General features: G+C 33.2%; 25 protein-coding genes. 6 read left to right on the forward strand and 19 right to left on the reverse strand.

Annotated features, from left to right (window positions below):
- The 8 genes from R9X47_RS08510 to R9X47_RS08545 form a co-directional block, all read right to left on the reverse strand.
- Positions 1-966: an AAA family ATPase gene (locus R9X47_RS08510; protein WP_432666374.1), complete on the reverse strand. Its 966-nt coding sequence runs from the start codon at positions 964-966 to the stop codon at positions 1-3.
- The gene (locus tag R9X47_RS08515) at positions 930-2000 is read right to left on the reverse strand and encodes a hypothetical protein (protein ID WP_432666375.1); all 1071 of its coding nucleotides are present in this window, start codon (positions 1998-2000) and stop codon (positions 930-932) included. The genes R9X47_RS08510 and R9X47_RS08515 overlap by 37 nt, the downstream gene beginning before the upstream one ends.
- Positions 1984-2658, reverse strand: a complete 675-nt coding sequence (locus tag R9X47_RS08520; protein WP_432666376.1) for a DUF4129 domain-containing protein — start codon at positions 2656-2658, stop codon at positions 1984-1986. The genes R9X47_RS08515 and R9X47_RS08520 overlap by 17 nt, the downstream gene beginning before the upstream one ends.
- The gene (locus tag R9X47_RS08525) at positions 2609-3646 is read right to left on the reverse strand and encodes a glycerophosphoryl diester phosphodiesterase membrane domain-containing protein (RefSeq protein WP_432666377.1); all 1038 of its coding nucleotides are present in this window, start codon (positions 3644-3646) and stop codon (positions 2609-2611) included. The genes R9X47_RS08520 and R9X47_RS08525 overlap by 50 nt, the downstream gene beginning before the upstream one ends.
- A 101-nt stretch (positions 3647-3747) precedes the next feature.
- Positions 3748-5055 (reverse strand): amidohydrolase, encoded by a 1308-nt coding sequence (locus R9X47_RS08530; protein ID WP_432666378.1) that lies wholly within the window; start codon positions 5053-5055, stop codon positions 3748-3750.
- Between the two features lie 204 nt (positions 5056-5259).
- Positions 5260-6150 carry a DMT family transporter gene (locus R9X47_RS08535; protein ID WP_432666379.1) on the reverse strand — a complete coding sequence of 297 codons (891 nt, stop codon included), beginning with the start codon at positions 6148-6150 and terminating at the stop codon, positions 5260-5262.
- A 115-nt stretch (positions 6151-6265) separates the two neighbouring features.
- Entirely contained in the window at positions 6266-6988 is a 723-nt protein-coding gene (locus R9X47_RS08540) for an AraC family transcriptional regulator (protein ID WP_432666380.1), read from the reverse strand.
- A gap of 39 nt (positions 6989-7027) precedes the next feature.
- Positions 7028-7939 (reverse strand): EamA family transporter, encoded by a 912-nt coding sequence (locus R9X47_RS08545; protein ID WP_432666381.1) that lies wholly within the window; start codon positions 7937-7939, stop codon positions 7028-7030.
- Positions 7940-8318: 379 nt separating this feature from the next.
- Between R9X47_RS08545 and R9X47_RS08550 the strand changes: the two genes are divergently transcribed.
- On the forward strand, positions 8319-8993 hold the full coding sequence (locus tag R9X47_RS08550) for a helix-turn-helix domain-containing protein (RefSeq protein ID WP_432666382.1): 675 nt from the start codon (positions 8319-8321) through the stop codon (positions 8991-8993).
- An 89-nt stretch (positions 8994-9082) separates the two neighbouring features.
- Here the strand turns inward: R9X47_RS08550 and R9X47_RS08555 are convergent, their stop codons facing one another.
- Both R9X47_RS08555 and R9X47_RS08560 read right to left on the reverse strand, forming a co-directional pair.
- Positions 9083-9259 (reverse strand): aspartyl-phosphate phosphatase Spo0E family protein, encoded by a 177-nt coding sequence (locus tag R9X47_RS08555; protein ID WP_432666383.1) that lies wholly within the window; start codon positions 9257-9259, stop codon positions 9083-9085.
- 214 nt (positions 9260-9473) lie between these two features.
- Positions 9474-11183, reverse strand: a complete 1710-nt coding sequence (locus R9X47_RS08560; protein WP_432666384.1) for a sensor domain-containing protein — start codon at positions 11181-11183, stop codon at positions 9474-9476.
- A gap of 340 nt (positions 11184-11523) precedes the next feature.
- Here R9X47_RS08560 and R9X47_RS08565 point away from each other — a divergent pair, with 340 nt between their 5' ends.
- From R9X47_RS08565 to R9X47_RS08585, 5 genes are all read left to right on the forward strand, one after another.
- The gene (locus R9X47_RS08565; RefSeq protein WP_432666385.1) at positions 11524-12108 is read left to right on the forward strand and encodes a TetR/AcrR family transcriptional regulator; all 585 of its coding nucleotides are present in this window, start codon (positions 11524-11526) and stop codon (positions 12106-12108) included.
- A 694-nt stretch (positions 12109-12802) separates the two neighbouring features.
- On the forward strand, positions 12803-13708 hold the full coding sequence (locus R9X47_RS08570; RefSeq protein WP_432666386.1) for a helix-turn-helix transcriptional regulator: 906 nt from the start codon (positions 12803-12805) through the stop codon (positions 13706-13708).
- A gap of 77 nt (positions 13709-13785) precedes the next feature.
- The gene (locus R9X47_RS08575; RefSeq protein WP_432666387.1) at positions 13786-14040 is read left to right on the forward strand and encodes a zinc ribbon domain-containing protein; all 255 of its coding nucleotides are present in this window, start codon (positions 13786-13788) and stop codon (positions 14038-14040) included.
- 25 nt (positions 14041-14065) lie between these two features.
- Positions 14066-14653 (forward strand): flavodoxin family protein, encoded by a 588-nt coding sequence (locus R9X47_RS08580; protein WP_432666388.1) that lies wholly within the window; start codon positions 14066-14068, stop codon positions 14651-14653.
- Positions 14637-14927, forward strand: a complete 291-nt coding sequence (locus tag R9X47_RS08585; RefSeq protein ID WP_432666389.1) for a YciI family protein — start codon at positions 14637-14639, stop codon at positions 14925-14927. The genes R9X47_RS08580 and R9X47_RS08585 overlap by 17 nt, the downstream gene beginning before the upstream one ends.
- A 144-nt stretch (positions 14928-15071) precedes the next feature.
- Here the strand turns inward: R9X47_RS08585 and R9X47_RS08590 are convergent, their stop codons facing one another.
- The 9 genes from R9X47_RS08590 to R9X47_RS08630 form a co-directional block, all read right to left on the reverse strand.
- Complete coding sequence (locus R9X47_RS08590) at positions 15072-16046, reverse strand: sugar-binding transcriptional regulator (RefSeq protein ID WP_432666390.1); 975 nt, start codon at positions 16044-16046, stop codon at positions 15072-15074.
- 162 nt (positions 16047-16208) lie between these two features.
- Entirely contained in the window at positions 16209-17603 is a 1395-nt protein-coding gene (locus R9X47_RS08595) for a sodium:solute symporter family protein (protein WP_432666391.1), read from the reverse strand.
- Positions 17604-17770: 167 nt separating this feature from the next.
- Positions 17771-17896, reverse strand: a complete 126-nt coding sequence (locus R9X47_RS08600) for a hypothetical protein (RefSeq protein ID WP_432666392.1) — start codon at positions 17894-17896, stop codon at positions 17771-17773.
- A gap of 31 nt (positions 17897-17927) precedes the next feature.
- Positions 17928-18635 (reverse strand): hypothetical protein, encoded by a 708-nt coding sequence (locus R9X47_RS08605; RefSeq protein ID WP_432666393.1) that lies wholly within the window; start codon positions 18633-18635, stop codon positions 17928-17930.
- 16 nt (positions 18636-18651) lie between these two features.
- Positions 18652-19347: a DUF5058 family protein gene (locus R9X47_RS08610; RefSeq protein WP_432666394.1), complete on the reverse strand. Its 696-nt coding sequence runs from the start codon at positions 19345-19347 to the stop codon at positions 18652-18654.
- Between the two features lie 60 nt (positions 19348-19407).
- Positions 19408-20895 carry a M81 family metallopeptidase gene (locus R9X47_RS08615; protein ID WP_432666395.1) on the reverse strand — a complete coding sequence of 496 codons (1488 nt, stop codon included), beginning with the start codon at positions 20893-20895 and terminating at the stop codon, positions 19408-19410.
- A 53-nt stretch (positions 20896-20948) separates the two neighbouring features.
- Complete coding sequence (locus R9X47_RS08620; RefSeq protein WP_432666396.1) at positions 20949-22508, reverse strand: BCCT family transporter; 1560 nt, start codon at positions 22506-22508, stop codon at positions 20949-20951.
- A gap of 166 nt (positions 22509-22674) precedes the next feature.
- A complete protein-coding gene (locus R9X47_RS08625) occupies positions 22675-23847 on the reverse strand; it encodes a M20 metallopeptidase family protein (RefSeq protein ID WP_432666397.1) in 1173 nt (390 codons plus the stop codon).
- Between the two features lie 342 nt (positions 23848-24189).
- A complete protein-coding gene (locus tag R9X47_RS08630; protein WP_432666398.1) occupies positions 24190-25404 on the reverse strand; it encodes a S8 family peptidase in 1215 nt (404 codons plus the stop codon).
- Positions 25405-25620 lie beyond the last annotated feature (216 nt).

Genomic DNA, 25620 nt, shown 5'->3' on the forward strand with positions numbered 1-25620 from the left:
TTACCTCGGTACTTTAACCTGAGATAGTATACTGTCAATTACTTGGTCTTCGGTCATACCTTCTATTTGAACCTCTGGCTTTAAAATAATTCTATGCCTCAACGAAGGAATTGCAACACTCTTAATATCTTCAGGGATAACATAATCTCTACCATTAATAACTGCATATGCCTTTGATGCCATGAGTAGAGTTATTGATCCCCTCGGGCTGCTTCCTATATCAATAAAAGGATGATTTCTAGTCTCCGTTATAATGCTAATGATATATTCCATTAGTTCTTCATCTATTTCCGTATTCTTTATCTCATCCCTACATTTTAGTATATCATCACCATTACATACCTCATTGACCCCCGCACTGTCTAAATCAATGCTTGTAAATCCCTCATTGTACTTCTTCAGCACTTGTTTTTCAGCTAGGGCCGATGGGTAGTTTACAATCAACTTCATCAAAAATCTATCCATTAAAGCCTCTGGTAGAGGGTAAGTTCCTTCATACTCAATAGGGTTTTGTGTAGCAAAAACCATATAAGGGTTTGGCAGTTTCATAGCCTCACCATCGATCGTTACGGTTTGCTCCTCCATTGATTCAAGTAGTCCTGCTTGGGTTTTTGGCGGAGTACGATTAATCTCATCGGCTAAAAGAAAATTGGTAAATACAGGTCCTTTTTTTAGTTCAAATTCCCTTGTCTGCATATTGAAAACCTTTATACCAGTAACATCGGCAGGCATCAAATCCGGGGTAAACTGTATCCTTTTGAAATCAACTCCAATTGTCCTGGATAATGCTCTAACCATAAGGGTTTTTGCAAGGCCTGGAACACCCTCAAGTAAAACATGACCGCCACACAGAAGGGCAGTCAAACTAAACTTTAAGAGTTCATCTTGTTCTACAACTACCTTCTTTACTTCTATATTAATCTTGTCTACTATATTTTTTGTGTATCCCTTTTCAACGCTTCCCACTGTTTTTCTCTCCTTTTTACTAGTATTTTATTAAGGTCCTGGGTAATAGATATCATTTCTAAGTACTTTTTACTCTTCCTTTTCTTGCTTACTTCACCTGTTATTCCGTTCTCTATAAAATCATACAATTTCCTAGCTTTATTAAATCTAGGAAGGTTCTTCTCTTCCCAAAATCCTATCCACTTCTGTTCAATGTTTTTACTTCCACCAAATATTTTTTCACATTCCTGTAAGAAACCTTCATAGTAGCTTTCTAAAATAACTTCCCAGCTTCCCGCTTGTCTATACAAGGATGCCACCGAAAGAATATATTCATTTTCAGTTCTTTCTACCTCCTCATAAAATGGAATAGGCTTACCAAACCGTCTACCCTTATAAAAAATAATTGCTATAATCAAGAAAGCAATCTGGTATAATATGAATTTAATTCCCTTTGGTATGTCACCCCATAGAGATCTATTTTCTCCTCCTGAATACTGATAGAACTCATTGAATCCGATTATGTTATAGCTCCATTTATCAATCTTTTCAAGTATCCAATATGCACCATCGGTATTCTTCGCTAGAGTCCTATTTAGTATGAGATCTCTATCTCCTATTAAAAAGCTTCCCTCTTTATAATCAAAAACCGCTGCTCTTTTATCATTAACTGAATAGAATGCATCTACTTCTTCTCCATAACTCGCTTCTATCTCCTCCCATTCATTACTTAAAAAAATCAACTTCCCACCTTTTGCTATCCAATTCTTGATATTTTCACTATTTATATCGAGCTTTTCATTATTTATAGTAGTAATAACAATTTGAATCTCATCATAATTATTATCCTCAATTCTATCTAAAGTCAGCTGTACTGGATAATTCAGCTCCTTCATTGCTTCATATATTACACTTGCACCTATGGTGCCTTTATTTAAAATCGAATAGGGAATCGATTTATTATTTTTATTTGTAGAAAAATTTAAACTCAACCACAAAACGATAGGGATTAATATAATAAAGATAACTATATCTCTTCTATTTTTTATCTTCAATAGCATACACCCCATTTTCAAGTACTAGCAACATATTTTCCCAGGATTCGTATGTCTCCTCATCTATTTCCTTATGCCCATACCATACTTTATTGAATAACCCTGTGACACTTTCGAATAATTCTATACCTTTAAAATTACTCTTTCTTAGGGCTCTAGTTAACTCACTATTGGTTTGAGTTTCATCTAGATATAAGAGATTAGCATTCTTCATTTGAAGAAGAAGAGCTATAAATCCATACCTAAGAGCCTCTCTATATTCTCCTAAATCCTTAAGCCTCTTAGCCCTATCCTTAAGGCTTTCTTTTGTGGTTTTCTCATCAATTATTTCCCCTAGGATTTTAATTACCTTCTTTTCCTTCTTCACCATTCTTTTTATAGATAAAACTATTAATACTACAATTAAGGCAATAAGGATACACCCTATAATAATCACTCCATTAGAAATAGATGGCGCAGACCTAACTATTCCCCTTTCATCAAAGTGGATTGATCTAAGCAATGTTTCTATCCACGAAACAATCTTTTCTTTAAGCCTCTCCATTAAATCTGCATAATCTCTAAGGTGCCTATATTCTAATTTTTGTAGAATTTCCTCTATGGTCTCATCAAATTTTTCTTTCCTCGGAGTCATCAATATATGTAATAGGTCTCTCACTGTTATTCTCCTTTATGATTTTCTCATTCTCTTTCAATCTCTCCAGTTTTAGCTGCATATCATAACCCTCCTTCTTAAATCTCTGATTATAATATAGAGCAGTAAGAAATATCCCAGTCACCGGTGATATAAACAAAGAAAATAATAGTTGTAGTGGTACTCTTAGTAAATTTCCAATCATTAGTAAAGCAGCTAACGTCGATTCATCACTACTGAAACTTTTTATAATTATATACAATAGTCCACCAAAAATCCCGAGGATTGAGTACGTAGAATACGTAATGGCTGCAACAGTTATATAAAACAGGATATTGATACCTAACAGTTTCCAGAAGCAATCCTTTACAAGAATTCTACTCCTTTTTAGAGCTTTAAAAAAATAGAGCTTTTCTATCACTGCTACTGGAATAGAAAACATAAAAATCGTAGCGAAGTAACCATATATGCATGCAGCTCCTAAACCTAAGATGATCATCCCAATGCTCAACTGGTCAACTTGTTCTATTAAGCCTGACATAAATATTAAATAAGCAAAAACACATATTATAGGAATAAAGATTATGGAGTATGCCAGTAATATACTTAAAATACGAGGAATATTTTTAAATGCCTGACCTAAGGCTTTCTCTAATCTAACTCGCTTATTTAAAAGTCCTTTAGAAGCTATTTCTATAATACCTGCTTCCCTTATAAATCTAATAAAGTATGTCAGGAAAAGGATAATGATAAATATAGATGTAAATGTGGTTATTGATCCTGCACTTATATCATTACCCAGAAAATCCCCTTGAATATCATCGATAATATTCAAGAATACTACGCTAAAGGAGATCACTCCTATGAAGATAAGCACAAAGGAGGTTATGAGACTTATTACATAAAATATCAATAGATATAAGGCAGATGTCCCTATATTTTTCTTGTGTATATTAAAGGCCTTATCCAATACATCGGTATAGGACATTGCAGAAAAATCTTTAGAATTCATTTTGACCTCCTACTTTGACTGACAGTGAATTTTTTACATGATAATTTTCTCATAGTATGAATTATATCCCAATTGTCTGGATTTTACAATTGGCTTAGGGTTTAATTTTTTTCTAAAATATCCAGAGCTATCATTGTAAACATCTTTACAGCATTTATTACATCTTTCTCATTTACATCAAACTTTGCATTGTGATGTCCACCCTTAGTATCACTTCCAATAATAAAATATGCCCCTTGTCCGCCTGTATCTTGAACCTTGTTTAGCATAAAGGTAAAATCTTCACTTCCACCGGCTTCATCGGAAATATTAGTTATATTATCAAAACATCCTAAGCTATTGCCAATCTTACTTATACGCTCAACTAATTCTTTACTGCAATCTCCACACATAGCAGCTCCCATGTATTTCACTTCATAATTTGTATTGTGCATTTGGGCTGAGTTTTCAATAATTCTTAAAGCATAATCCCTAACATAATCATTAATTTCTGTACTCTCACCTCTAGTTTCCACCTTCATGAAACTTTCTTCTGGAATTACATTTCTATCTGTTCCTGAAGATAGTACCCCTACATTTATTCTACTAGCACCAGCCATGTGTCTCGGTATTGCATTCAAATTAAGCACAGCAGTACATGCTGCAAGCATGGAGTTATTACCTTCATTAGGAGCTCCTCCTGCATGGGAGCCCTTGCCCTTGAAGTTTACATCAAATTTGGTAGTTGCCATAAATCCATTGGTTCCACATACAAGAATTTTCGACGGTTTTAAACCTATATGCCCGCCTATAATGTAGTCTACATCGTCTAAAACACCGGCTCCCACCATTGCTTTAGCTCCCCTTACACCTTCTTCTGCAGGCTGAAAAATCAACTTTATCCTCCCAATTCCATCTATCTCATCTTTAAAGCTTGATAAAACCTCAGCAACGCCTAATCCAATTGCGGCATGGCAATCATGTCCACAGGCGTGCATGACATTTTGATTAACAGATGCGAATTTTAATTTATATGGTAGGTGTTCATCGCTGCTGTCTTCAAGGACTTTAAGTGCGTCAATATCAAACCTCAAACCAATGCTAGGTCCATCACCTAGATCAAGAATTCCCATAACTCCAGTGAAACCATTCTTTAAAGGAACTATAAATTCCTCATCAGCCCCCTGTTCTAATGCTCGCTCATAGTGATACCCTAATTCTTCTTCAGAAGGTAATCCCATTCTATCTTCGTCCTTTAGTACTTCTCTCCCAAGCTTTACTTCAAATCCAAGCTCAATTAGCCTTCTAGCTATTTTTGATGCAGTTCTAAATTCCGTCCAACCGATTTCTGGATATTTATGAAAATCCCTTCTATATGATATAATCTTTTCTTCGATACTATCTATAAACTGAATAATTCTTTCCTTCACACTAGCCACCCCTTAAAATTTCATTTTGTACTCTACGATTACATATAATAAATTAACCACACACCAGTTTATTCTACTTTTTGTAATGATATCCTCTTCGTTTTTGAAATTGTGCAAAAAAGAACTAAACCCAGATTATTAATAGATGATTCAAAAATAATCTGAGCTTAAAATACTTTTTTAGTAAATCCTATGCTCTGTATTTTAGGATTTTTTAAAATATTGAAGTAACACTCCAAACACAATAATAACAAGGCCAATTATTGAACTTATTAATATTCTTTCATTTAAAAATATAGAAATATATATTAATGAAACAAAGGGGGTTAAATACAACAGATTTGAAATTATATGTGTTTCTCCATTTTCTAGAGCTTTAAACCAAAATATATAGGATACACCATTTACAAATATACCATTGTAAATTATCCAAGGTAATATCTTTAAACTTGGCCATACAAATTCTGAGTATATAGAAACCGTTGGTATTAAGAATACTAAGGCTGAAGTAAAATAAATGAATACACTTATGGTTTTATCAAAATTATACTTTTTTCCCAGTACTGAAAATAAAGCAAAAACTAATGCACCACCGAGTGCCAATATATTTCCTGATAAGTTTGTTAAACTAAAGTTTAATATATCTCCCTTAGTAGTTATTATTACAATACCTGAAAAACTAATAAAAATCCCTAAGAGTTTCTTTATAGTAACCTTTTCTTTTAGTATGATAAATGATAATATCAATACCAGCATAGGCCAGGTATATGCAAGTATAAACCCTTCAGATGCAGTGGTTTTCTCAAGGGCACCATACAATAAAATATAATAAAGGTAATTTCCTAGAAATCCCAGCAAGAGCATTGTTATATATTCTTTTATGGTGCATCGCTTCAGGTCCTTGGCTTTCTTTTGAAATATTACTAGAACACCCAGCACTAGAGTTGAAAGGACAGTAGAGTGAAATAATATCTGCAAATTATCTAACTCAACCAGTACTTTTTTCGTTACGACAGGTATCGATGCCCATAGTAAAATACAAAGAGATAAATTGAAATAAGCAATGAATTTCTTGTTGTCTTTTAAAAGCTCCAATGTCATTCCCCCTCAAAAACTTAAACATAAATCAAATAGAGAACCATATCTAAATATAGTCCTCTTAAGTATTATTATATATTTCTTTTCATATAGAATATTTTCCAAAATCAAGCTATTTTTTAGCGGATTTCCTCTTTTTCCTCCTATACTCAGCAGGTGTAATCTTCTCTAATTCCTTAAACACCCTTGTCAATGATGAGTTGTGATTATAGCCTACCATCTGTGAAACCTGTAATATTGTAAAGTTTGTCTTTGAGAGAAGTTTTTTTGCTTCCTCTATCCTTAGCTGCTGTATATATTCTTTGGCAGAAATCTTCATAGCTCTTTTAAACCATTCGCTATAATAGCTCGTACTATAATGTTCAATATCTGCTAAAGTTTTTAACTCTATCTCCTCAGTAAAGTGTTCATTAATATACTTAATTGAGTCAGGTAGATTATTTTCTGCAATAAGACTGTAAAAATAATAAAATAGCTGGTTAATTGAATTAGATTTTTTTTCATTGGAAGCTTCATTCAACAGCAAAACTCTTATTGCCTTCCATCTATCATCAAACAGAATTCTATTACCACCTTGCATTCTTGACATATCATCTCTATGCGTCATATAGCACGGTATATCTAGTACTAAAAACTCGTTGCTTTTATCCGCCTTAAAGGTATGCATACAGCTCGGTGGTAAAAAGAACAAGTGCTTATCATCTAGTAGAAGTTTCTTGTAATCTGTTTGTATATGCAAATTTCCACTCAGAGGCAAAATCAATTGAGAAAATTCGTGGGAATGAGTGTTAAATTTATCAGTGTATATCCTCCGCTCGCATTTTATCCCCTTCAAGATATCTCACCTCTATTCTTATAACACACAAAATTACTATTACACCTTTTCATTCACTTCTTCTTTTACATCCTCGACCTTTGATCTTTGAACCATGAACACACCTAGAATTATTATTAGCATTGACGTTATTACTGATAAAGTAAATGGCTCATCCAGTACTACAGCCCCTAATATCACCGCAACAACTGGATTCACATAGGCATAGGTTCCAGCCTTTGATGCAGGCCACTTAGCCAAAACATATATATAACAGCTATACCCAATTATAGATCCAAAGACTATAAGGTACAGCATTGCCAACACTGAGTTCTTTGTAAATTGAGCCCTCGATATCTCACCCATCAACAGGCCCACTGTGAAAAGCCCCAACCCACCAGCAAACATTTGAATCCCTATATTAGAGATTATAGCTCCACTTGCCTTGAAGGTTTTTGAATATACCGAACCAATAGACCAAGATAAACTTGCCAATAGTAGTAATAGAGTACCTGTAAAATCTATTATAGCTGCACTACTATCCCCTAAGGCTAAATATGCAACTCCAGCAAATCCTACGGCAAGGCCTACAAAGCCTTTATAGTCCATTTTTTTGTATCTTAGAACAAATATCTCTATTATCGCCATAAATAAAGGTACTGTTGCTACTAAAAGCGATGCAATACCAGAGTGAACCCACTGTTCGGCGTAAACTACTAGTCCATTTCCCCCGAGAAGCATTAAAAGTCCTACGATTGATATTTTGGCCACATCATTTTTATCATTAGGGAAGGGATTTCCTTTTAGCTTAGAATATAGAATTGTCAATCCCCCAGCAATAATAAATCTGATTCCTGCAAACATAAAGGGTGGAAAATCCTTTACACCTATTCTAATAGCAAGATAGGTCGATCCCCAAAAAAAGCATACTGCTAAATAGGCAAACAAAGCCCTACGATTTTCACTATTCATATCCATCCTCCATAAATTTTATGCCATACTCCTACAAATCTCTCTATATAATAATATAGTTTTTCGGGATTCACTAAAAGCGATTTTCGGAGATTACATTCTTGTATATTTTATTAAAGTTCTTTTGAATAATTACTTATAACCTAGATTATTCATAGAAATTTTAAAACTCTGCTGCGTCCTTTTGAATTCTATTAGCTTCTTAATATCATAAATTCATTATACTATATGTTATACTAAAAATATAACAGTTTCTGGTTTTAACCTAATTCGGAGAATTCCTAATAAAACTTAATTTATAGATATATATAAATTAAAGTCTTTTCCGGAATCTCTAAATTACTCTCTATTAACCTTTTTAAATCAGGAGGCATTTACGATGAGTTTTGGAAAGTACTTGAGATCAACTAGAAAAAAGCTGATGTCTCAAAGAGAACTGGCAAGTAAGATAGGAGTAGGCTATCCCTATATTAGCAAAATTGAAAACGGGATTGAGCCACCACCGAGCGAAGAAGTATTAATCAGAATGTCAAAGACTTTGGAAGTAGGTTTAGATGACTTATTTATTATAGCTAAAAAAATCCCTACAGATATACAGAATCTGATTATTGATAATCCAGAAATATATCACCTTCTCAGATTAATCAAAAATAGAAGCATCTCTAAAAACACCTTAAAAGAAATAGAAACCCTTATTGAGGATAAAGAAAATAGGTATCACAGTATATTTTACAATAACAAGAATGTTATGCTTTTAATAAATCCTGAAACTGGAGAAATAGTCGATGCTAATCTTGCAGCCTCTACTTTCTATGGATATTCTCTTGAGGAATTTAAAGACAAAAGAATTACTGATATAAATACACTTTCAAAGGAAGAAATCTCTAACAAAATGCAAAAGGCCAGAATGGAGGAAAGAAACCATTTTCGTTTTAAGCATGTCATATCTCAGGGAAAAGTCAAAGATGTTGAGGTATATAGTAGTCCAATAATTCTAAATGGAATGGAATATTTACACTCTAGTATATACGAAATGACAGGCGATATTATATAGTTCATAATTTCCTGTATATTACGAAACGAGGCAAAGCAAGTATGTTTTATCCTGCTTTGCCTCTATTATATTCTAAATCATACGAGATTCTAATCACTATTTTCATAACTTTCGACTAGTTCATTATACCTATTCAAGGCTATATCTAGCTTCCTACTCATTTCTATAATTTTGAAATCTGTAAAGCTTCTTTTTTCATTAATCATACTGTTTAATTGCTCTCTAAGCGCTTCTATTTCAAATACTATAGCCTCTACTTGTCCCATACCTAACCTCCTTTTTAGGTTTTATAAATTCTAATCCAGGTTTAACTTTAGTTTTTTCATATTCAACTAATAAATTTGTAAATAAATATTGTGTATTTACACAACATTTATACAAAAAAATGGCGTCCGTCAATAATTTACAATTCAGTACTTACCCAGTTTTTTCTTAAATCTAGTGTAACTTCTTTAGTAGTGTAAGGTACTTTTGACCATCTTAATTATTTTTTATCATGATTTCAAATTTTTCTGCACTCATAGGCCTGCTAAAGAAATACCCTTGTCCCATTTCACAATCTAATTTCTTTAAATAGTTAAGTTGATTTAAATCTTCAATCCCCTCCGCAATCACTTGAAGTTTTAGGCTTCTAGCAATTGCCATTATAGCAGATATAATTGGATTATCATCCATTTCACCCTTTATATCATCTATAAAGGTTTTGTCAATTTTCAATTTATTTATGGATAATTTTTTAAGTTGTCCTAAAGAAGAGTACCCTGTTCCAAAATCATCTATAGAAATACTTACACCTAATTTATTAAGCTTTTGAAAGTTACTGATACAACTGTTGATGTTTTTCATATTTAAACTTTCAGTAATTTCTAACTCTAAAAACCTTGGATCAAGGCCTGATATATCCAATGCCTTTAATATCTCATCAACAAAATTTTTCTGCTCCAACTGCCTGACTGAAACATTGACTGCCATCACGATTGGTTTATATCCTGCATTTTGCCACTTAATATTTTGTAAACATGCTGTTTTAAGGATCCATTCACCAATCTGAAGTATTAACCCATTATTTTCAGCAATAGGGATAAACTTGGTTGGCGATATATATCCTAACTTAGGATGCTTCCATCTCAATAAGGCTTCAGCCGCAACTATTTCATTTGTTTTCAGATCAATAATTGGTTGATAATGAACCTCAAATTGGTCTTTAGATAATGCTTTCCGTAGATTATTAAACAAAATAAATTGGTCTTCAATTTCTTCTCCCATATTGCTTGAAAACATTTCTATGCTATTACCGCATTTTTCTTTAGCTTTATACATGGCGATTTCGGCATTTCTAATTAATACTTCTTTATCAAATCCATCATCTGGATATATTGAAATTCCTATACTCCCTGATATATCAACTTCATAATCATTTATCCTTATTGGGTTATCAAATATATTTATTATCTTTTCAGCTATTCTTCTCACGGTTTCTTCATCTCTGACATCAGTCATCAATATCATAAAATGATTTCCAGAAATCCTAGCAATAGTATGCTCATTGCTAATACTGCTTATCAATTTATCTGCAGTTGATTTTATAATCTTATCTCCAATCAAATACCCCAATGTATTGTTTATTCTCTTAAAATTGTCAAAATCTAGAACTAATACTGCCAATTTGTTATTAACTCCATTACACATTACTTCTTCTATTTTCTCTAAAAAAAATTCCCTATTATAGAGTCCTGTAAGACAGTCTCTATGAATTAGGTATTCAATTCTATCTTCCTTTATTTTGTTTTCCGTAACATCTCTATATATTAAATACATACCCGTCTGTTCTTTATCTATTTTAATTGGCCAGGTCAATATATCTGTAAATAGTACTTTACCATCTCTTCTTATTTTTTTAATTCTTCTCTTTACGTATCCCTTCTCCTCAAGTTCTTGAAATACACATTGATTATCACAAAACTCCTTGTGGCATATTATTTCCTTAATTTTTCTGCCCTTCAATTCATCTAATTCATACTGAAAAAGTCTTTCAAAGCTTTTATTAACGTTTATCACTTTGAACTCATTATCAATTATAGCTATAGCCTCAGTAGAATTTTCAAATATTTGTTTATAATGCTTTAGTCCAATCTTATAGTAGTATAATGGATATTTATTGTTATTTTCTTCACAATCAATCGTACCCATATTTCTCCCTACTCCTCCACCTGTAGTATTTAGATACGCAAATTACTGGTTATAATTCAATTCATTCATTGGAACAAAGTTTTTGATAAAAATTGTTAAGATTGGCTTCTTTGAAACATATAACAATTCTAATCATGATTATCAAATTACCCTCAAAAACTCCCCGTTCCAAAAGTTCAACTATCCACCTTTAGTAGTTTAGAAGTTCTACTTTTCACACATAATATTTGTAACACCAGCACTTAAGCCAATTATAGCAAATTATGTTTACACCGTAAACATGTATATATTGTGGTATAATTTCATAAAATATTAATTTTACATATAAGGAGTGCTTTATTTGATAAAACAAAATTATCATCATGGTAACTTGAAGGAGACCCTGATAGATAAAGGACTAGAACTTTTAAACCAAGTAGGCTATGAAGCTTTTTCAATGAGGAAATTAGCAACTATTTGTGGTGTCAGTCATTCTGCACCCTATAGACATTTTAAAGATAAAGATGAACTTATCTCTGCCATAAGACTTAAAGCACTAGAACATTTTAAGCAATACTTAAATGCATCACTAAAATATTTTTCCGATCCTAGAGAATTATTAAAGGAAACAGGAAAACAATCCGTAAAATTTTTTGTTGAAAACCCTGATTATCTGGATATCCTCATTTTGAACACTTTGCCTAATAACATTAAAATCCAAAACAATCAGGTTTTATTTAGCGATAATCCTACAATTAATTTTCTTGTAGAAAACTGTTTAAAATGTCTAGAGTCTATTTCTGTTGATCAAAATGACTTTATGATAAATGTTATGTCGATAGGGAGTATGATCTATGGTCTAACCATATTACTAGTAAAAGAACATATTATTATTAAAGATTCTTATATGGATTATGTTGATAAGATTCTAAGTAAATTATTATAACCCTTTTTGCAAAACTACCATTATGTTTTTACATTAGTTCTTCATTTTTTTCAATTCAACCCTCTTGAAGAATGGTTATGCATAAATACCCTGAAAATCGATTAGTCTTCAATTTAATAACTAATCACATGTCTAGGGTCAATTAATTATAAATTGGCCCTTAGACTTTAATAATACTGTTATTTTAGTATTCTTTTATTAGATGTACTATATCATTCATACTTGTATGGAGTCAATAACTTTGTATAATAAATCCTTGAATTTTTTTAATAATTCAAAAATTATTGATGATTTATCAGCTTTTATACTATTTTATATATCATCTTATAACTTGTCATTAACAAACTTTACATATAATGTGCGCAGTACCAACATTTGATTAATTACTATTTTACCCCAATTATGTTTGCACTGTCAACATTATGCGCTATTTTTTATTAAAATTCTTTCTATTTTGACAAGATAATTTTATCTATATAATACGATAAACATCTTAGATTCTGGAAATTTGACAGCCAATGTTTTTTGGGGATGCTAAATCTTCGTAATGCAATAGATTGGCCGTAACTTATATAATGGCTAATGAAAATATATTACTTTCTATTTCATGATATACTATTGTATTGTAAGGAATACATTATTGCGTTTATTCTTCTCGACAAAAAGATATTAATTAAATTGGAGTGATAGAGTTATGAAAGTAGATAGATTGCTTTCTATAGTTATAATGCTTCTAAACAAAAAAAGAGTTACTGCAAAGGATCTTGCTGAATACTTTGAAGTTTCCATAAGAACAATTCAAAGAGACATTGAGGCCATTAACATGGCTGGAATTCCAATAGTATCCTATAGAGGTCAGTATGGCGGATACGGTCTCTTAGAAAACTATAAAATCGACAAAAATTTTCTATCAGATTCCGAACATAAGCTTTTAATGGTGGCATTAGAGGGTATAAATATGGCTTATGAGGATAGAGAGTTAAAAAATATTATTGAAAAGCTTACATCCATTAAATCTAATAAAGTCGCTACCAACCACAATAAAATATTAATGGATTTCAGTCCATGGGGCTTTTCTAAAAGTTTAAAATCTAAAGTTGATTCAGTAAAAAAAGCAGTCGACGAAAAGAGATTAGTCAAATTTAATTACGTCGACTTAAATGGAAAAAACACTGAGCGAGAAGTTGAACCATGCTTGCTTGCATTAAAATTAAATCGTTGGTACCTGCACGGATTTTGTAGACTACGACAAGACTTTAGGCTATTCAAATTAACACGAATAAGGGATTTAGTTGTTACCAACGAATTCTTTGAGCCTAAGGAAGGTATCTCTGAATTTAGTTTTCTCTTTCCCTCTGAAGAAGTTAAGATTAGACTCAAATTTAATCAGAAATCCCTAAGCAGAATTGATGATTATTTTGACCTTGAGAGCTTAGATTTTAATAGTGACGGATATATATATGCTACTGTAAATTATCCAGAAGATGAGTGGGTTTATGGCATGATTCTGAGCTTTGGAGACTGGGTCGAAGTCATTGAGCCTGAACACATTAGAGAGATTATCAAAGAGAGGGCAAAAAAAGTTTTTGAAAAATATTAATGAATTACGACAGTCCGTTGTCATATTACCTTTGTTATAATACCTCCATAGTCAAAAATACTTAAGGAGGTATTATTATGGATCAAAAATTATGTCAAAGCTGCGCTATGCCGATGAGTAATGAAAATTTATTTGGAACAAATGAAGATGGAACTAAGAATGAGGACTATTGTAGTTACTGCTTTAAGGATGGTAAGTTTACCAGTAATACAACCATGGGTGAAATGATAGAAATCTGTGTTCCTCATATGGTTAAACAAGGATTTGAAGAAAGCAATGCCAGAGGAATGCTTAATAAGCTTCTTCCAAATCTTAAAAGATGGGCTAAATAATTTTTTGTAGGTATGGTGAAGTAATATGGGTGTATTAATAATAAGTGGATCACCAAGAAAAAATGGTAATACCATGGAATTGCTTAAAATATTCGAAGAAGAACTATACGCAAATGAAATTGAAACCGATTTTATCAGTTTATCAAATAAAAAAATGAATCATTGTATAAATTGTGATAGATGCTATAAAAAAGGCAAATGCGCTCTAAATGATGATTTTAATTCTATCTATGAAAAAGTATTGAATAATCATGGTCTAGTACTCGGATCCCCAGTTTATGTTGGAATGCCAACTTCATTATTGATAGCCTTTGTTCAAAGACTAACCTATGTTTCCCATAACAATGGTCATACATTAACAAGAAAGGTTGGTGGACCTATAGCAGTGGCTGGAGAAACAGGGCAATTAGCAACCCTAAATAGCCTAGTAGACTTTTATCTGGTAAATGAAATGATAATTCCTAGTTCTGAATATTGGAATATAGGAGTAGGCGCAAAAAAAGGTGCTATCAAAAGTGATGAAAATGGAAAAAGATACATTAAGAAATTTGCACAAAATCTAGCATGGCTATTAAAAAATATATGGGGAGATATATATGAAAAAGGGAGATAAACTATTTATAAGAATAGATCACAGAATTGAAGAAAACGAATTTGGTTCTAAGGATTATGATGATCATATTGAGTATCTTCAAGGTATAGCTTCAGAAAGATTCTTTCTCGGCGGTGGGTTTGTCAATCAAACCGGTGGAATGATTATTTATAAGGCTAAAAATATTGAAGAAGCCCATCTTATAGCAAAAAAAGATCCTCTCATTCTAAGGAATTTGTACTCCTATGAATTGGTTGAATGGAACTTAGTAATTGTTTCTGATTTAGCTAAATAACAATATTGATGGCTAATAATTATAAGGAAAAGACCAATTATACCTGTCAAAGTATATATTGGTCTTTTTGAAATCATTTCACAAAGAGAAATCTCACTAAAATTTAGGTACTCGATGTCTCTGAATTTTTATTTTCATACCTGTTTATTTAGATAATAAATATCTAGCAGTATCTTCATCAGTTATAATAACATTAAATAGACCACTCCTTAAAGCTCCTAAAGCAGCCTTATTCGCACCTTCTCCACCAACAATTCCAACTAGATTCTTTACCTTTTGTAATTTTTTTTGTGTTATAGCAACGGTTTTATCCCCTATCTGAGTATCAACAAAGTATCCTCTATCATTGAAATAATTTAAACATATCTCACCTGCTGCATCAATATTATTAAGATAATTGATTCCTAATAGATTAAGATAATTAATTCCTTTTACTTTGCTTTCCGACATAGATGCTCTATACACTTTGTTTGCAGGCTTTATCTCCACAAAGGCAAAATCAAGATTTTCGTATGCAGAAAAAACCTCTTCAAAAAGTGGACCTCTTAAGATTGCATCTCTAACTTTTTCATCCTCAATTATATAGGGGGCATTTAGAAAAACTAAATTACCATTTATTTTTTTTGCAATCAAACTCATTATATACTGGCAGTTCTCAAAGCTCTTATTTGAATTTACGCCACCTATTAGTTGAATAAGGTCAATACTATTCAAAGAAGCATCAAATACATTTGTATTTATATATTCAGCCATAGATTCTAATGCTTCACCAATGCCAATCCCAATCTTCATTTTAGACATAATAGCCTTCATGAAATATTCACCAGCTGCTTTTCCTAACTTGTGTATAAGTTGACTATCAGAAATGGTGTCATTTTGAATTACAACAGCATCTTTCAAGTCAAATCTTGATTCAAGTTGTGTCTCTAATTCAATTATTTCTTTAACAGGGCTTTCAATATTGATTTTAACGATTCCCTCATCCTTTGCTTTTTGTATAAGCCTAGAGACCATTTGCCTAGTCAGATTAAACTTTTTGGCGATTTTAGACTGAACCTCATCCTCATAATAGTACATATAGCAAATTTTCGTTATTAAGCGAATTTCTTCTTTATCCATAATATACCTCATTTTCTTATTGATAACTATGATAAGTATTTATTAAAATGAACTTTTTAGATATTTTTTTAAAAAACTATATACAAGTAATTAATTCTCTTATCATAGTATCAATATTTTTCCTTTTATTCAATCAAAATCTTCTGTGAATTTTGGTCTCATCTAATCCTTTTTCATATTATTTGCAATTATAGATATAGACAGAAGTATAATTAGTGAAGCTATTGAACTCATAAACATAGGGTGAATATCTCCTAATATTCCTTCTACCTTTTGATACAACCAGAACTTAGAAATTACTGCCACCGTTCCCCCTACTATTATAGAATAAAATGCTCCCCTAGTACTTATCAGTCTTGTCTTTATACCTAATATTATAGGGAAGAAAATACATGCTGAATAAATAATATTTGCAAAAACGACCATTTCAATAACGCCCTTAGTAAAATAGGATGCAAATAGGGCTATTATAGCAATTATTACAGTAGACCATCTAGCAACGAGCAAACACTTAATATCATTGGCACTTGGATTTATAATTCTTTTATAGATGTCTATTGTGAATATTGACGCACATGCATTTAAATAGGAGGAACTACTAGACATAGTTGCAGCTAAAATAGATGCCAACAATATTCCCCTCAATCCAACCGGTACTGCATATTTTACAATCGAAGGTATAGCCATTTCTGGATTTTCAATTCCAGGTACAATTATATAAGCACAAATACCTAACAATGCGACAATCAGTCCATATATAATATAATTTATTCCAGTATATACGTAAGCAAATTGTGCTGTTTCATCATCCTTAGCTGCCAATAATCTTTGAACAAAATACTGTTTAGTTGAATACCAAAAGAAATTCATTCCAATCCATGCAGCCGGTTCCATCCACCCTATAGAACTCATATTCCAGAATGATGGTGGGGTATTATTAACTACATTTGATAAGCCTCCAATATTTATAATACTAAAAATTAATGCCGCTATTAATCCTAACATTAACACTAAATAAGCAAATATATCAGTCCATATTACCGCTATAAGACCTCCAGCCGTTGTATAGGCCACAAATACTAGGGTTGCTGTCAATACAGCATAGTTTTTTGGTATTCCTGTAATAGTTGTTATCACCATTGACGCTACAATTGTTTGTGCTGCAATAGCAAATATGGTACCAATCAAGTGTAGAATTGCTGCAAGTATTCGGGTTTTTAAATCATATCTTTTCTCCAAATATTCTGGTACAGTCGATATCTCTAGTTTTCTATAAAGCTTAGCTAAAGTAACCCCTAATATCATCAATGCTGGAATAGCACAAAAATTCCACCATCCACCGGCAATTCCTTTAGAATAGGCTAGTCCAGCGGCACCAATCAGTCCGGCTCCTCCAAAGTCTGTAGCCGCAGTACTTAATGCTGTAGGGATCTTTCCAACACGCTTTCCTGCCAATAAGTAATCTCCCTTACTAAAAACTCGTTTACTTGCAAGCCTACCGATATACAGCATAATAATAAAATATATCAATATGAAGATATAGTCTAGCTGCATCATAATAATACCTCCTTTACTATTCTAAATACTGCAAGTTACAAACAGTATTTATACTTCCTCCGATTCCGATCTTAATCAAAAGCATTAACATATTCTCATCTTCATAACATATTCCCATTATATCATAACTCTTTTCGTTTTACATTATACCGGCTCTAGGACTACGACTAAATTACAGATGGAGTGATTGCATCAACATTCTTTCCAATTGTAGTATAATTTATATATTCTCCTAGATCATTCATAGTCTTTTCAAAAACAAAAAAGGGTTGACTCATAAAATATGATTTCATGAGTCAGCCCTTTTAGAGTTTTGACTAATGTCTATTGTTCTTTTACATCGTACATACCTTTAGCGTACATAATTCTTGCTGCTAATATGGTTCCAAAAATCGGAATAAGTATAACTGCAACAAATGGATCTACTGGCATCCAATTAAATAGACCACTCTTGTACATTAAAAGCGTTATAATTGCTATCACCATAGCAAAAGCTCCCGTCTTTTTATCATCAATTGCAAACTGTGCAAAGACTGCACCGAATAATGAAGGTAAAAGATAGTTAAGACCTGCTTTAACACCTTCTGGCATCTGCTGAAATACTGTACTACCAATTATAACAGCAATCGTTAGCAGAATAACGTTTACATACACAGAAGCAGATATCCCTATCGTAGAAACAATAGTTGCCTCATCAGAACCAGGTTCAACGCCAACTGCTCTCTGTGCTGCTGCCGCACAAGGTATTCTAAGATTTGATATATTTCCTGATAAAAAGGCAATATAAGTTCCCGGTACACCTAGAATCGGGTAGAATGAAATTGGTTCAATAACCCACCAAATAGCATTAACGGATAATTGAGCAGTTACAGCAATCATTAAAAAGTCCATGTTGGGAACAATCCCATAGATTAAGGTAACTGCTAATACAGGAGCAAATACCATTAAAGCACCAATCCAACCTGTAGCTTTACCAAATTTATTAATTGACTTTAAGTACGTATCTTTGTAATATGAACTCTTGTTTATCATAATTCTCCTCCTTCATCTAAATTAATGCTGCAAGTATCATACCTGTAAACATCGCAATGGTTAGTCCCCATTCATTGAGTAATTTATTTTTTGTTCTACGATATATCAATGTAATGCCAGTCATTACAATGAACCCTGTTGCAATTGCTACTGTGTTGTTATTTAAGCTTACAACATAACCTGCGTTGAAATACCCATAAGCTCCCAGCATAGCCGCTGAAGAAATCACAGGTATTAGCTTTGATTCACCACCTGCCATCTTATCTCTTATTACCTCAAGTTTATCAGTAAAGAGTACTGTAAATAGAATCCAACCAATACAGCCTATTGCCATACACCATAAAGAAGTAACAAATACTTCCGGTGTAATTTCTGCAGCAGTACGTCCAACACCATAGGCATCGGCTGCAAATCCTACAGACATCAGTTCATAAACAACGTTCCCGATATATGCAAGACGCATAAGTGCAGTTGGCCCTCCTACTGTAATCAGAAGTGATACCATCCCTACAACAATAACGATTGATGGTCCTACCGATGCAATTGTACCAGTTTTAAATGCAAGTTTAAGTTGTTCATCTGTAAGTCCCATTTCCTTACCAGCATTAAAACTTTTCTTTAGAAAAATAGTTGCTTGGAATAACACTAACGCAACTGCCGTGAATGTAATCCCCCAAAGTAAAGGACTATTAGCAATCTCTAAAAAACTCATAAAAAAACCTCCTTCAATTATTCACATATTATATTTGTACCTTTCATATTTCAGATATATTTACTCATATACTGTTTCTCCATCTAAGGGATAGATAGGGCGTTTTATATTAACATAGTCTAATAAATTCAGGTTAGAAGTTGCTATTCCTTTTGGATTGGAAGGAATAATAGATAGAGCCTTACTTTCAAAAAAAGCTTTGAAATGCTGTGCCGATTTTAGACCTAGTAATCTCTTTTCATTGATATCAATGCCTACTACAAAAAATGCTCGGTCATCATAGGTTTGATTTTGAACTGAAGCAATGACTATTTCGACATTCCCAACCTGTACCCTCACAGTATCACCAAAAGAACCAGGAATTCCCTTCATGAGTGGGGTTGTTGAAATATGAACGCCATCAGAAATAGAACGTACAATTGCGCCCTTAATATCTATAGAATTACCATGATATTTAGCATCCTCAATCTTGCCACCAAGCATAAGATCTACTTTATTGCCTACTCCAGCATTTTTGACTTTCTCTACGGATTCTGGATCATAGATGTAAGCAAATGCGCTTCCTTCAATATTTGCTTTAATCATTGAATCCAATAAAAAGGTTGAGTCTCCCGGTGCACCACATCCGGGATTATCTGAAGCCTCATTGATAACCACAAAGCCTTGTAATTCCTCCGTAAGATATTTACTAGCTAATTCAACAGCTTTATCTGTGCCAGTTGTATCTAAAACAACGAGTTTTTCACGCTGTTTCCATATATATTTTGCTATGAAATCGGCATGCTCTTCTGCAGCATGTTCTGCTGTTACAAAAACACTAGCCCTTGAATTCTCTACATCTGCAAAGGGAAAACCTGGAAAGAAAGCAACATCAAGTAATTGCTTATCTTCTTTATATTTTTTTATATAATTTGTTATTTTTTTATAAATACCAGTTGTTGTTGGAGTCATTGGCATGAGTATTGGGATAGGTTTTACATAAGTGTAGGGCTTGATTTCCTTTTTTATAGTTGATATAAGTGCATTCATCGCTTCGTATCCGCTGATGGTATAATCGATATGTGGATTTTCCTTTATTCCAAACATACCAGTTGAGAGCTCTGCCATCCGCCGACTTATATTACCGTGTAAATCTAAGGTAATCATAATGGGCATATCTTCTCCAACGATTTTTCTGATGGCTTCTAAGGTATAGGACTCTATATCGTTACAAGTCTCTGAAACGCCTGCTCCGTGAAGGCCAAGACAGATACCGTCAATTTCACTTACGTGATTCTTAACATACTCACAGAGCCTATTTACTACATAATTTAAACAATCATCGGTCAGTGTTGGACCGGCGTTCTCAACAGCAAGAGTAGGAATCAAGTCAATACTATTTTCATCAGCAGCCTTAATCATGCCACCCATATAACTTGGAGTATCTCTAAATGTATTTAATATATCTTCTCCTTCCCAATATCCTTGGGAAGCTAATAATTTAAAATCACTTTTCTTTCTAGAAAAAGTATTAGTTTCATGTCCAAACCATCCAATAAGTATATTCATTTTTGCCTCCTTATACATAGAAAGTGGGTTCAACCACTTTCTATGTATTATCACTATTTATTTACTTTACTAGGTTTGTGATATTCAGTATAAAGATAACCATCATTTTTAATATTTTTATATAGAGATATCATCATAATAATCGATACGACCATTAAAGGTATGGCAGTAATTAATGATGCGGCTTTTAAGACATTAAGAGTTCCTAACGAAAGTAATGCAGCTGACAAACCAAATAATAAAATTACCCAGAAAATTCTATTCCATCTTTCAGGATCTTGATTTGGCGTGATATTATCTGTTGTTGTTGCAGCAAGAGTATATGCTATAGCATTAACAGAAGTTGCCGAATAGAAAAATGCTGCAAGAATAAACGTAGGTAATATAAGAACCGCTAACGGTGCATGGGATATGATTTCAATGATTGTAGAACCACCAGGACTACCACCTACAATCTTATCTGCTGCTGAGTATACACCAGTTATATCAAGGTTCATAGCAAAATTACCCAGCACAGCGTAGATTACCCAACAACCAACAGAACCACCTAAAGTTCCACCTATTGCCAGTTCTCTAATTGTTCTTCCCTTTGATATCTTAGCTAAGAATATTCCTACAGTTGGCCCATATACCAACCACCATGCCCAGTAGAAGATTGTCCACCATTGTGGAAAGCTTGATTGCCCTATTGAGTCTGTCCATGTACTCATTCTAAAGAAGTTACTTGCCATGATTCCTAGACCAGATGAGAATGTATCAATTATAAATCTTGTAGGGCCAAATATAAATATAACACCTAATACAATATATAAGAGCCAAACATTGATATCTGAAACTAATTTAATTCCTTTTTCTAGATTAAAAGCAAGGGTTGCTGCTACCATAATTGCCCAAATCCCAATAACTATATATGTTAAAGCTGTATTATCTGGAATTCCAAATAACTTAGAAATACCGGCCGATACCATTGGTGTACCAAATCCCATAGAAGTGGCTGTACCAGCAATAATTCCGAACATAAAAGTGAGGTCAATAGCCTTACCTATAATTCCATCGGTCTTTTCCTTCAATACAGGTCGGCAAATTTCACTAATACGTAAAACTGGTTTCCCCTTAATAAAGTAGATATACGCAACTGCTATTCCAAATAATGAATACATCGACCAGGCTATCAGTCCTTCATGGAACATCCCGTAAGCTGCTGACCATTCTCCAGTATTCCATGCACCTGGTACAAGTCCTAAAGGTGTAGATCCACCACCACCTTTAAAGTAGTACGCCCATTCAATTGTTCCCCAATACATAACTGATGAGCCTGTACCGGCTGTAAAAATCATACCCAGCCAAGAAACAGTAGAAAATCTTGGTTTTTCATCATCGCCGCCTAGTTTAATTCTTCCAATTTTAGAAAATGACAACCATAAAATCATAAAAAACATTGCTAATCCAACCCAAAGAAAAGCGCTTCCTAAATCTCCTTTAGCAAAATCCGACATAATTCCTAGAATCTTAGAAGAACCTTCTGGAAATAATGTAAAGATGACACTTAGCCCCAGTGTAAAGGCTACCGCCAAGGTAAATAACGGCTTATTTAGTCTTAACTTATTCTGCATTGTTTTTCCTCCCTTTTAGTGAATAGTCTCTTAGAATTACCTAAGTACGATGTTTCAATGTTTTCCTAAACTCATAGTAGTTTCTATTTTCTCTCTTTATGGTTATAAAATTTCCATATATTTTTTCCTCTCAGTGGGTTTTGCTTATTTATTAAGAAAGATTATTTTAAGATAACAACTTTAATGTAGTATTTATCATAACAGCCTGAACAACGGTCATACATGATTCATCCATATCAAATTCAGGATGATGGAACGCAGCCGTGCAGTTCTTTTCTTCATTTCTTACGCCAAAATAGAAATAGCATGATGGAATCTTATTTGAAAAATACGAGAAATCCTCACAACCTATATCAACATTTGGCAATACTTCTACATCTTCTGCTCCTACGGTATCTATGGCAACATCGTGAAATATCTTTACGATATCGTTATTGTTACGTAGGATTGGGAACATAAAAGTATCTTTGAACTCATAACTACAACCGTTCATCTCACAAACATGTTGTAAAATCTTATCCATTTTGCTTATAATATGCTCTCTAACACCCTCGTCCAGGGTTCTTATAGTACCAGCGAAGGATAAAGTATGTGGAATAACATTTTTTGCATCTCCACTATGAATGTTGCAAACCGATAAGACTGCGGGTTTCACAGCATCAATTTCCCTGCTGATAATATTTTGAAAAGCCGATATTGCCAATACAGCTGTATTAATAACATCATTACACTGATGAGGATATGCGCCATGTCCGCCTTTTCCGGTAATCTTCACATCAAAAAAGTCACCACTGGCAAATAGTTCATCATATTTTACAATAATTTTTCCCGATTCATAGTCTGCATGTGTATGTGCACCAAGCATTACATCAACATCATCTACCATACCGCTTTCCATGATGAGCTTAGCTCCTCCAGGAGGCGGACCTTCTTCTGCTGGTTGAAATACAAACTTAATTTTGCCAGTAAGCCCTTCACGATTCTCAGAAAAGTATTTTGCTACACCTAGCAAAATAGCTGTATGACCATCATGTCCGCAGGAATGACACACTCCATCATTCTGTGACTTGTAGGACACATCCTTAAGATCTTGCATTCCTAATGCATCCATATCTGCTCGGATCCCAACTACTTTTCCTGGTTTTTTTGTATCTAAAATCCCGATTACTGCTGTCTTACAAAAGTCCTTTACGACTTCAAGCCCAAAACTTTCTAGAAGCTCTGCAACAATTCTAGACGTTCTTATTTCTTCAAAACCCTTTTCAGGGTGCATATGAAAGTCTCTGCGCCAAGCAATCATATCAGCTTCATATTGTTTTAGATCTATTTCTTTTACCAATGCATTTCCTCCTCTACCTTTATATACACCCATTCTATTATTTCCTACTATAAAATAGATGAGCTTGTCCAAGCTGTAAAAATCATTCTGACCAAAGGTCTAATGTCGATTTTCGTTTCTGTTTTTATGCTTTTGCTTGTTTTGAATCTTTTAGTTTGAGCAAATGTTATGTTACGTAACATAAGTTAATTGTAGCATAACTTTTAACCTCATTCAAATATTTTAGAAAATTCAATTAAAACAATTGGCTAAGTACATACAAAAGTAAAATAATTCTTCCTATACCAAATGCCCTTATCTAGCTTTTTTTGCTAGATAAGGGCATTTATATTTTCACTTATTCTATTCTTCTACTTCGCTTCCTGTCAAAATCTCAAAGGCCTCCTTTGAATCAATTAATCCATATCCCGATAACACGTCCTCCCCATCTTTCATTATGTCCTTTGAGGATGTTTGTAGTATTTCTTTAATTTTGATGCTGTCAATACTCGGGTCATGGGCCTTAAGCATTGCTGCAATTCCCGAAACTACTGGTGCTGCCATACTCGTTCCATCCCAGGCTTCATAACCGCCATTTGGTACGGTACTTAAAATTTTAGTTCCTGGTGCAGTAATATCTACACTTTTACCAAAGTTAGAAAATCTGGCTGTTCTATTTAATAAATTTGATGCTGCTATTGTGTAAACTCCGTTAACACCCGCAGGTGTATATTCATCACAATTCCTCTTATCATTTCCTGCTGCAGCAATTACTAGTACTCCTTTATCTAGAGCATTGCTTACTGCCTTTTCTATATCCTCGTCTCTTTCTGTTCCTCCTAAGCTTAAGTTGATTATATCTGCACCTTTTTCAACTGCATATTCTATTCCCTTCGCTATTGTATCGGAATAACCAACGCCATCTTTATCTAATACCTTAATAGGAATTACATTTACATCTAAATTTCCAACAACACCTACTATTCCTTCTTCGTTATTGGCCTCAGCGGAGATTATACCGGCAACATGGGTCCCATGCCCATTATCGTCCATTGCATCCCCATCATCATTTACAAAGTCATATCCCATATCTTGCTTTACTCTATTTTTTAAATCTGGATGGTTATAGTCAACACCCGTATCAATAACTGCTATATTCACCGTTTGTTTTTGCTCTATAAAATCCCATATATCATTGCTATTAGTATATGTTAGTGCCCATTGTGACTTTGCACCAGGGTCGTTAACATCTATATCATTATTGGCTTCTATCTTATCGATTAGAAAATCTTTCCCTACCACAATTCTAGTTACTGGTTTTACAATACCAACCCTTTTACGATTTGCGACTTTTTTTATAACTTTAAATTTTTCTAAGCTTCTTTCTAGTTTTTTGCTTTCTATATTATTGATAAGGGTTATTTGCTCCCCGTTTTGTGAAGATATTTCTACCTTCTGCTTTTCCATTACTTCAGTATCTCCATTTATTTCTTTGCTATTGTTAGGCTTTGAGCTGCATCCTGAGATCAACATCCCTATAATAGTAATTATGCAAATTAGTTTCTTATTCATTTTCATGCTTTCAACATCTCCCCACTTTTTAATGACTATTTCTTTAATATGATTTTATCCATAAACTATGGGAAAAGTATGTGAAAAACATGAAATTTATGTATGAGTTCTATGCTTTTGCCATTCTCGAGGGTAATGAAAGTAATCCTTATATAGATATACAAGAATAATATTTATTCAGAGTGCTACACTAAAGTAGTAAAAAACCTAAATTAGTAATTC

Source organism: Wukongibacter baidiensis (assembly GCF_050888315.1).
In the GTDB taxonomy this organism is placed as follows: Bacteria; Bacillota; Clostridia; order Peptostreptococcales; family Caminicellaceae; genus Wukongibacter; species Wukongibacter baidiensis.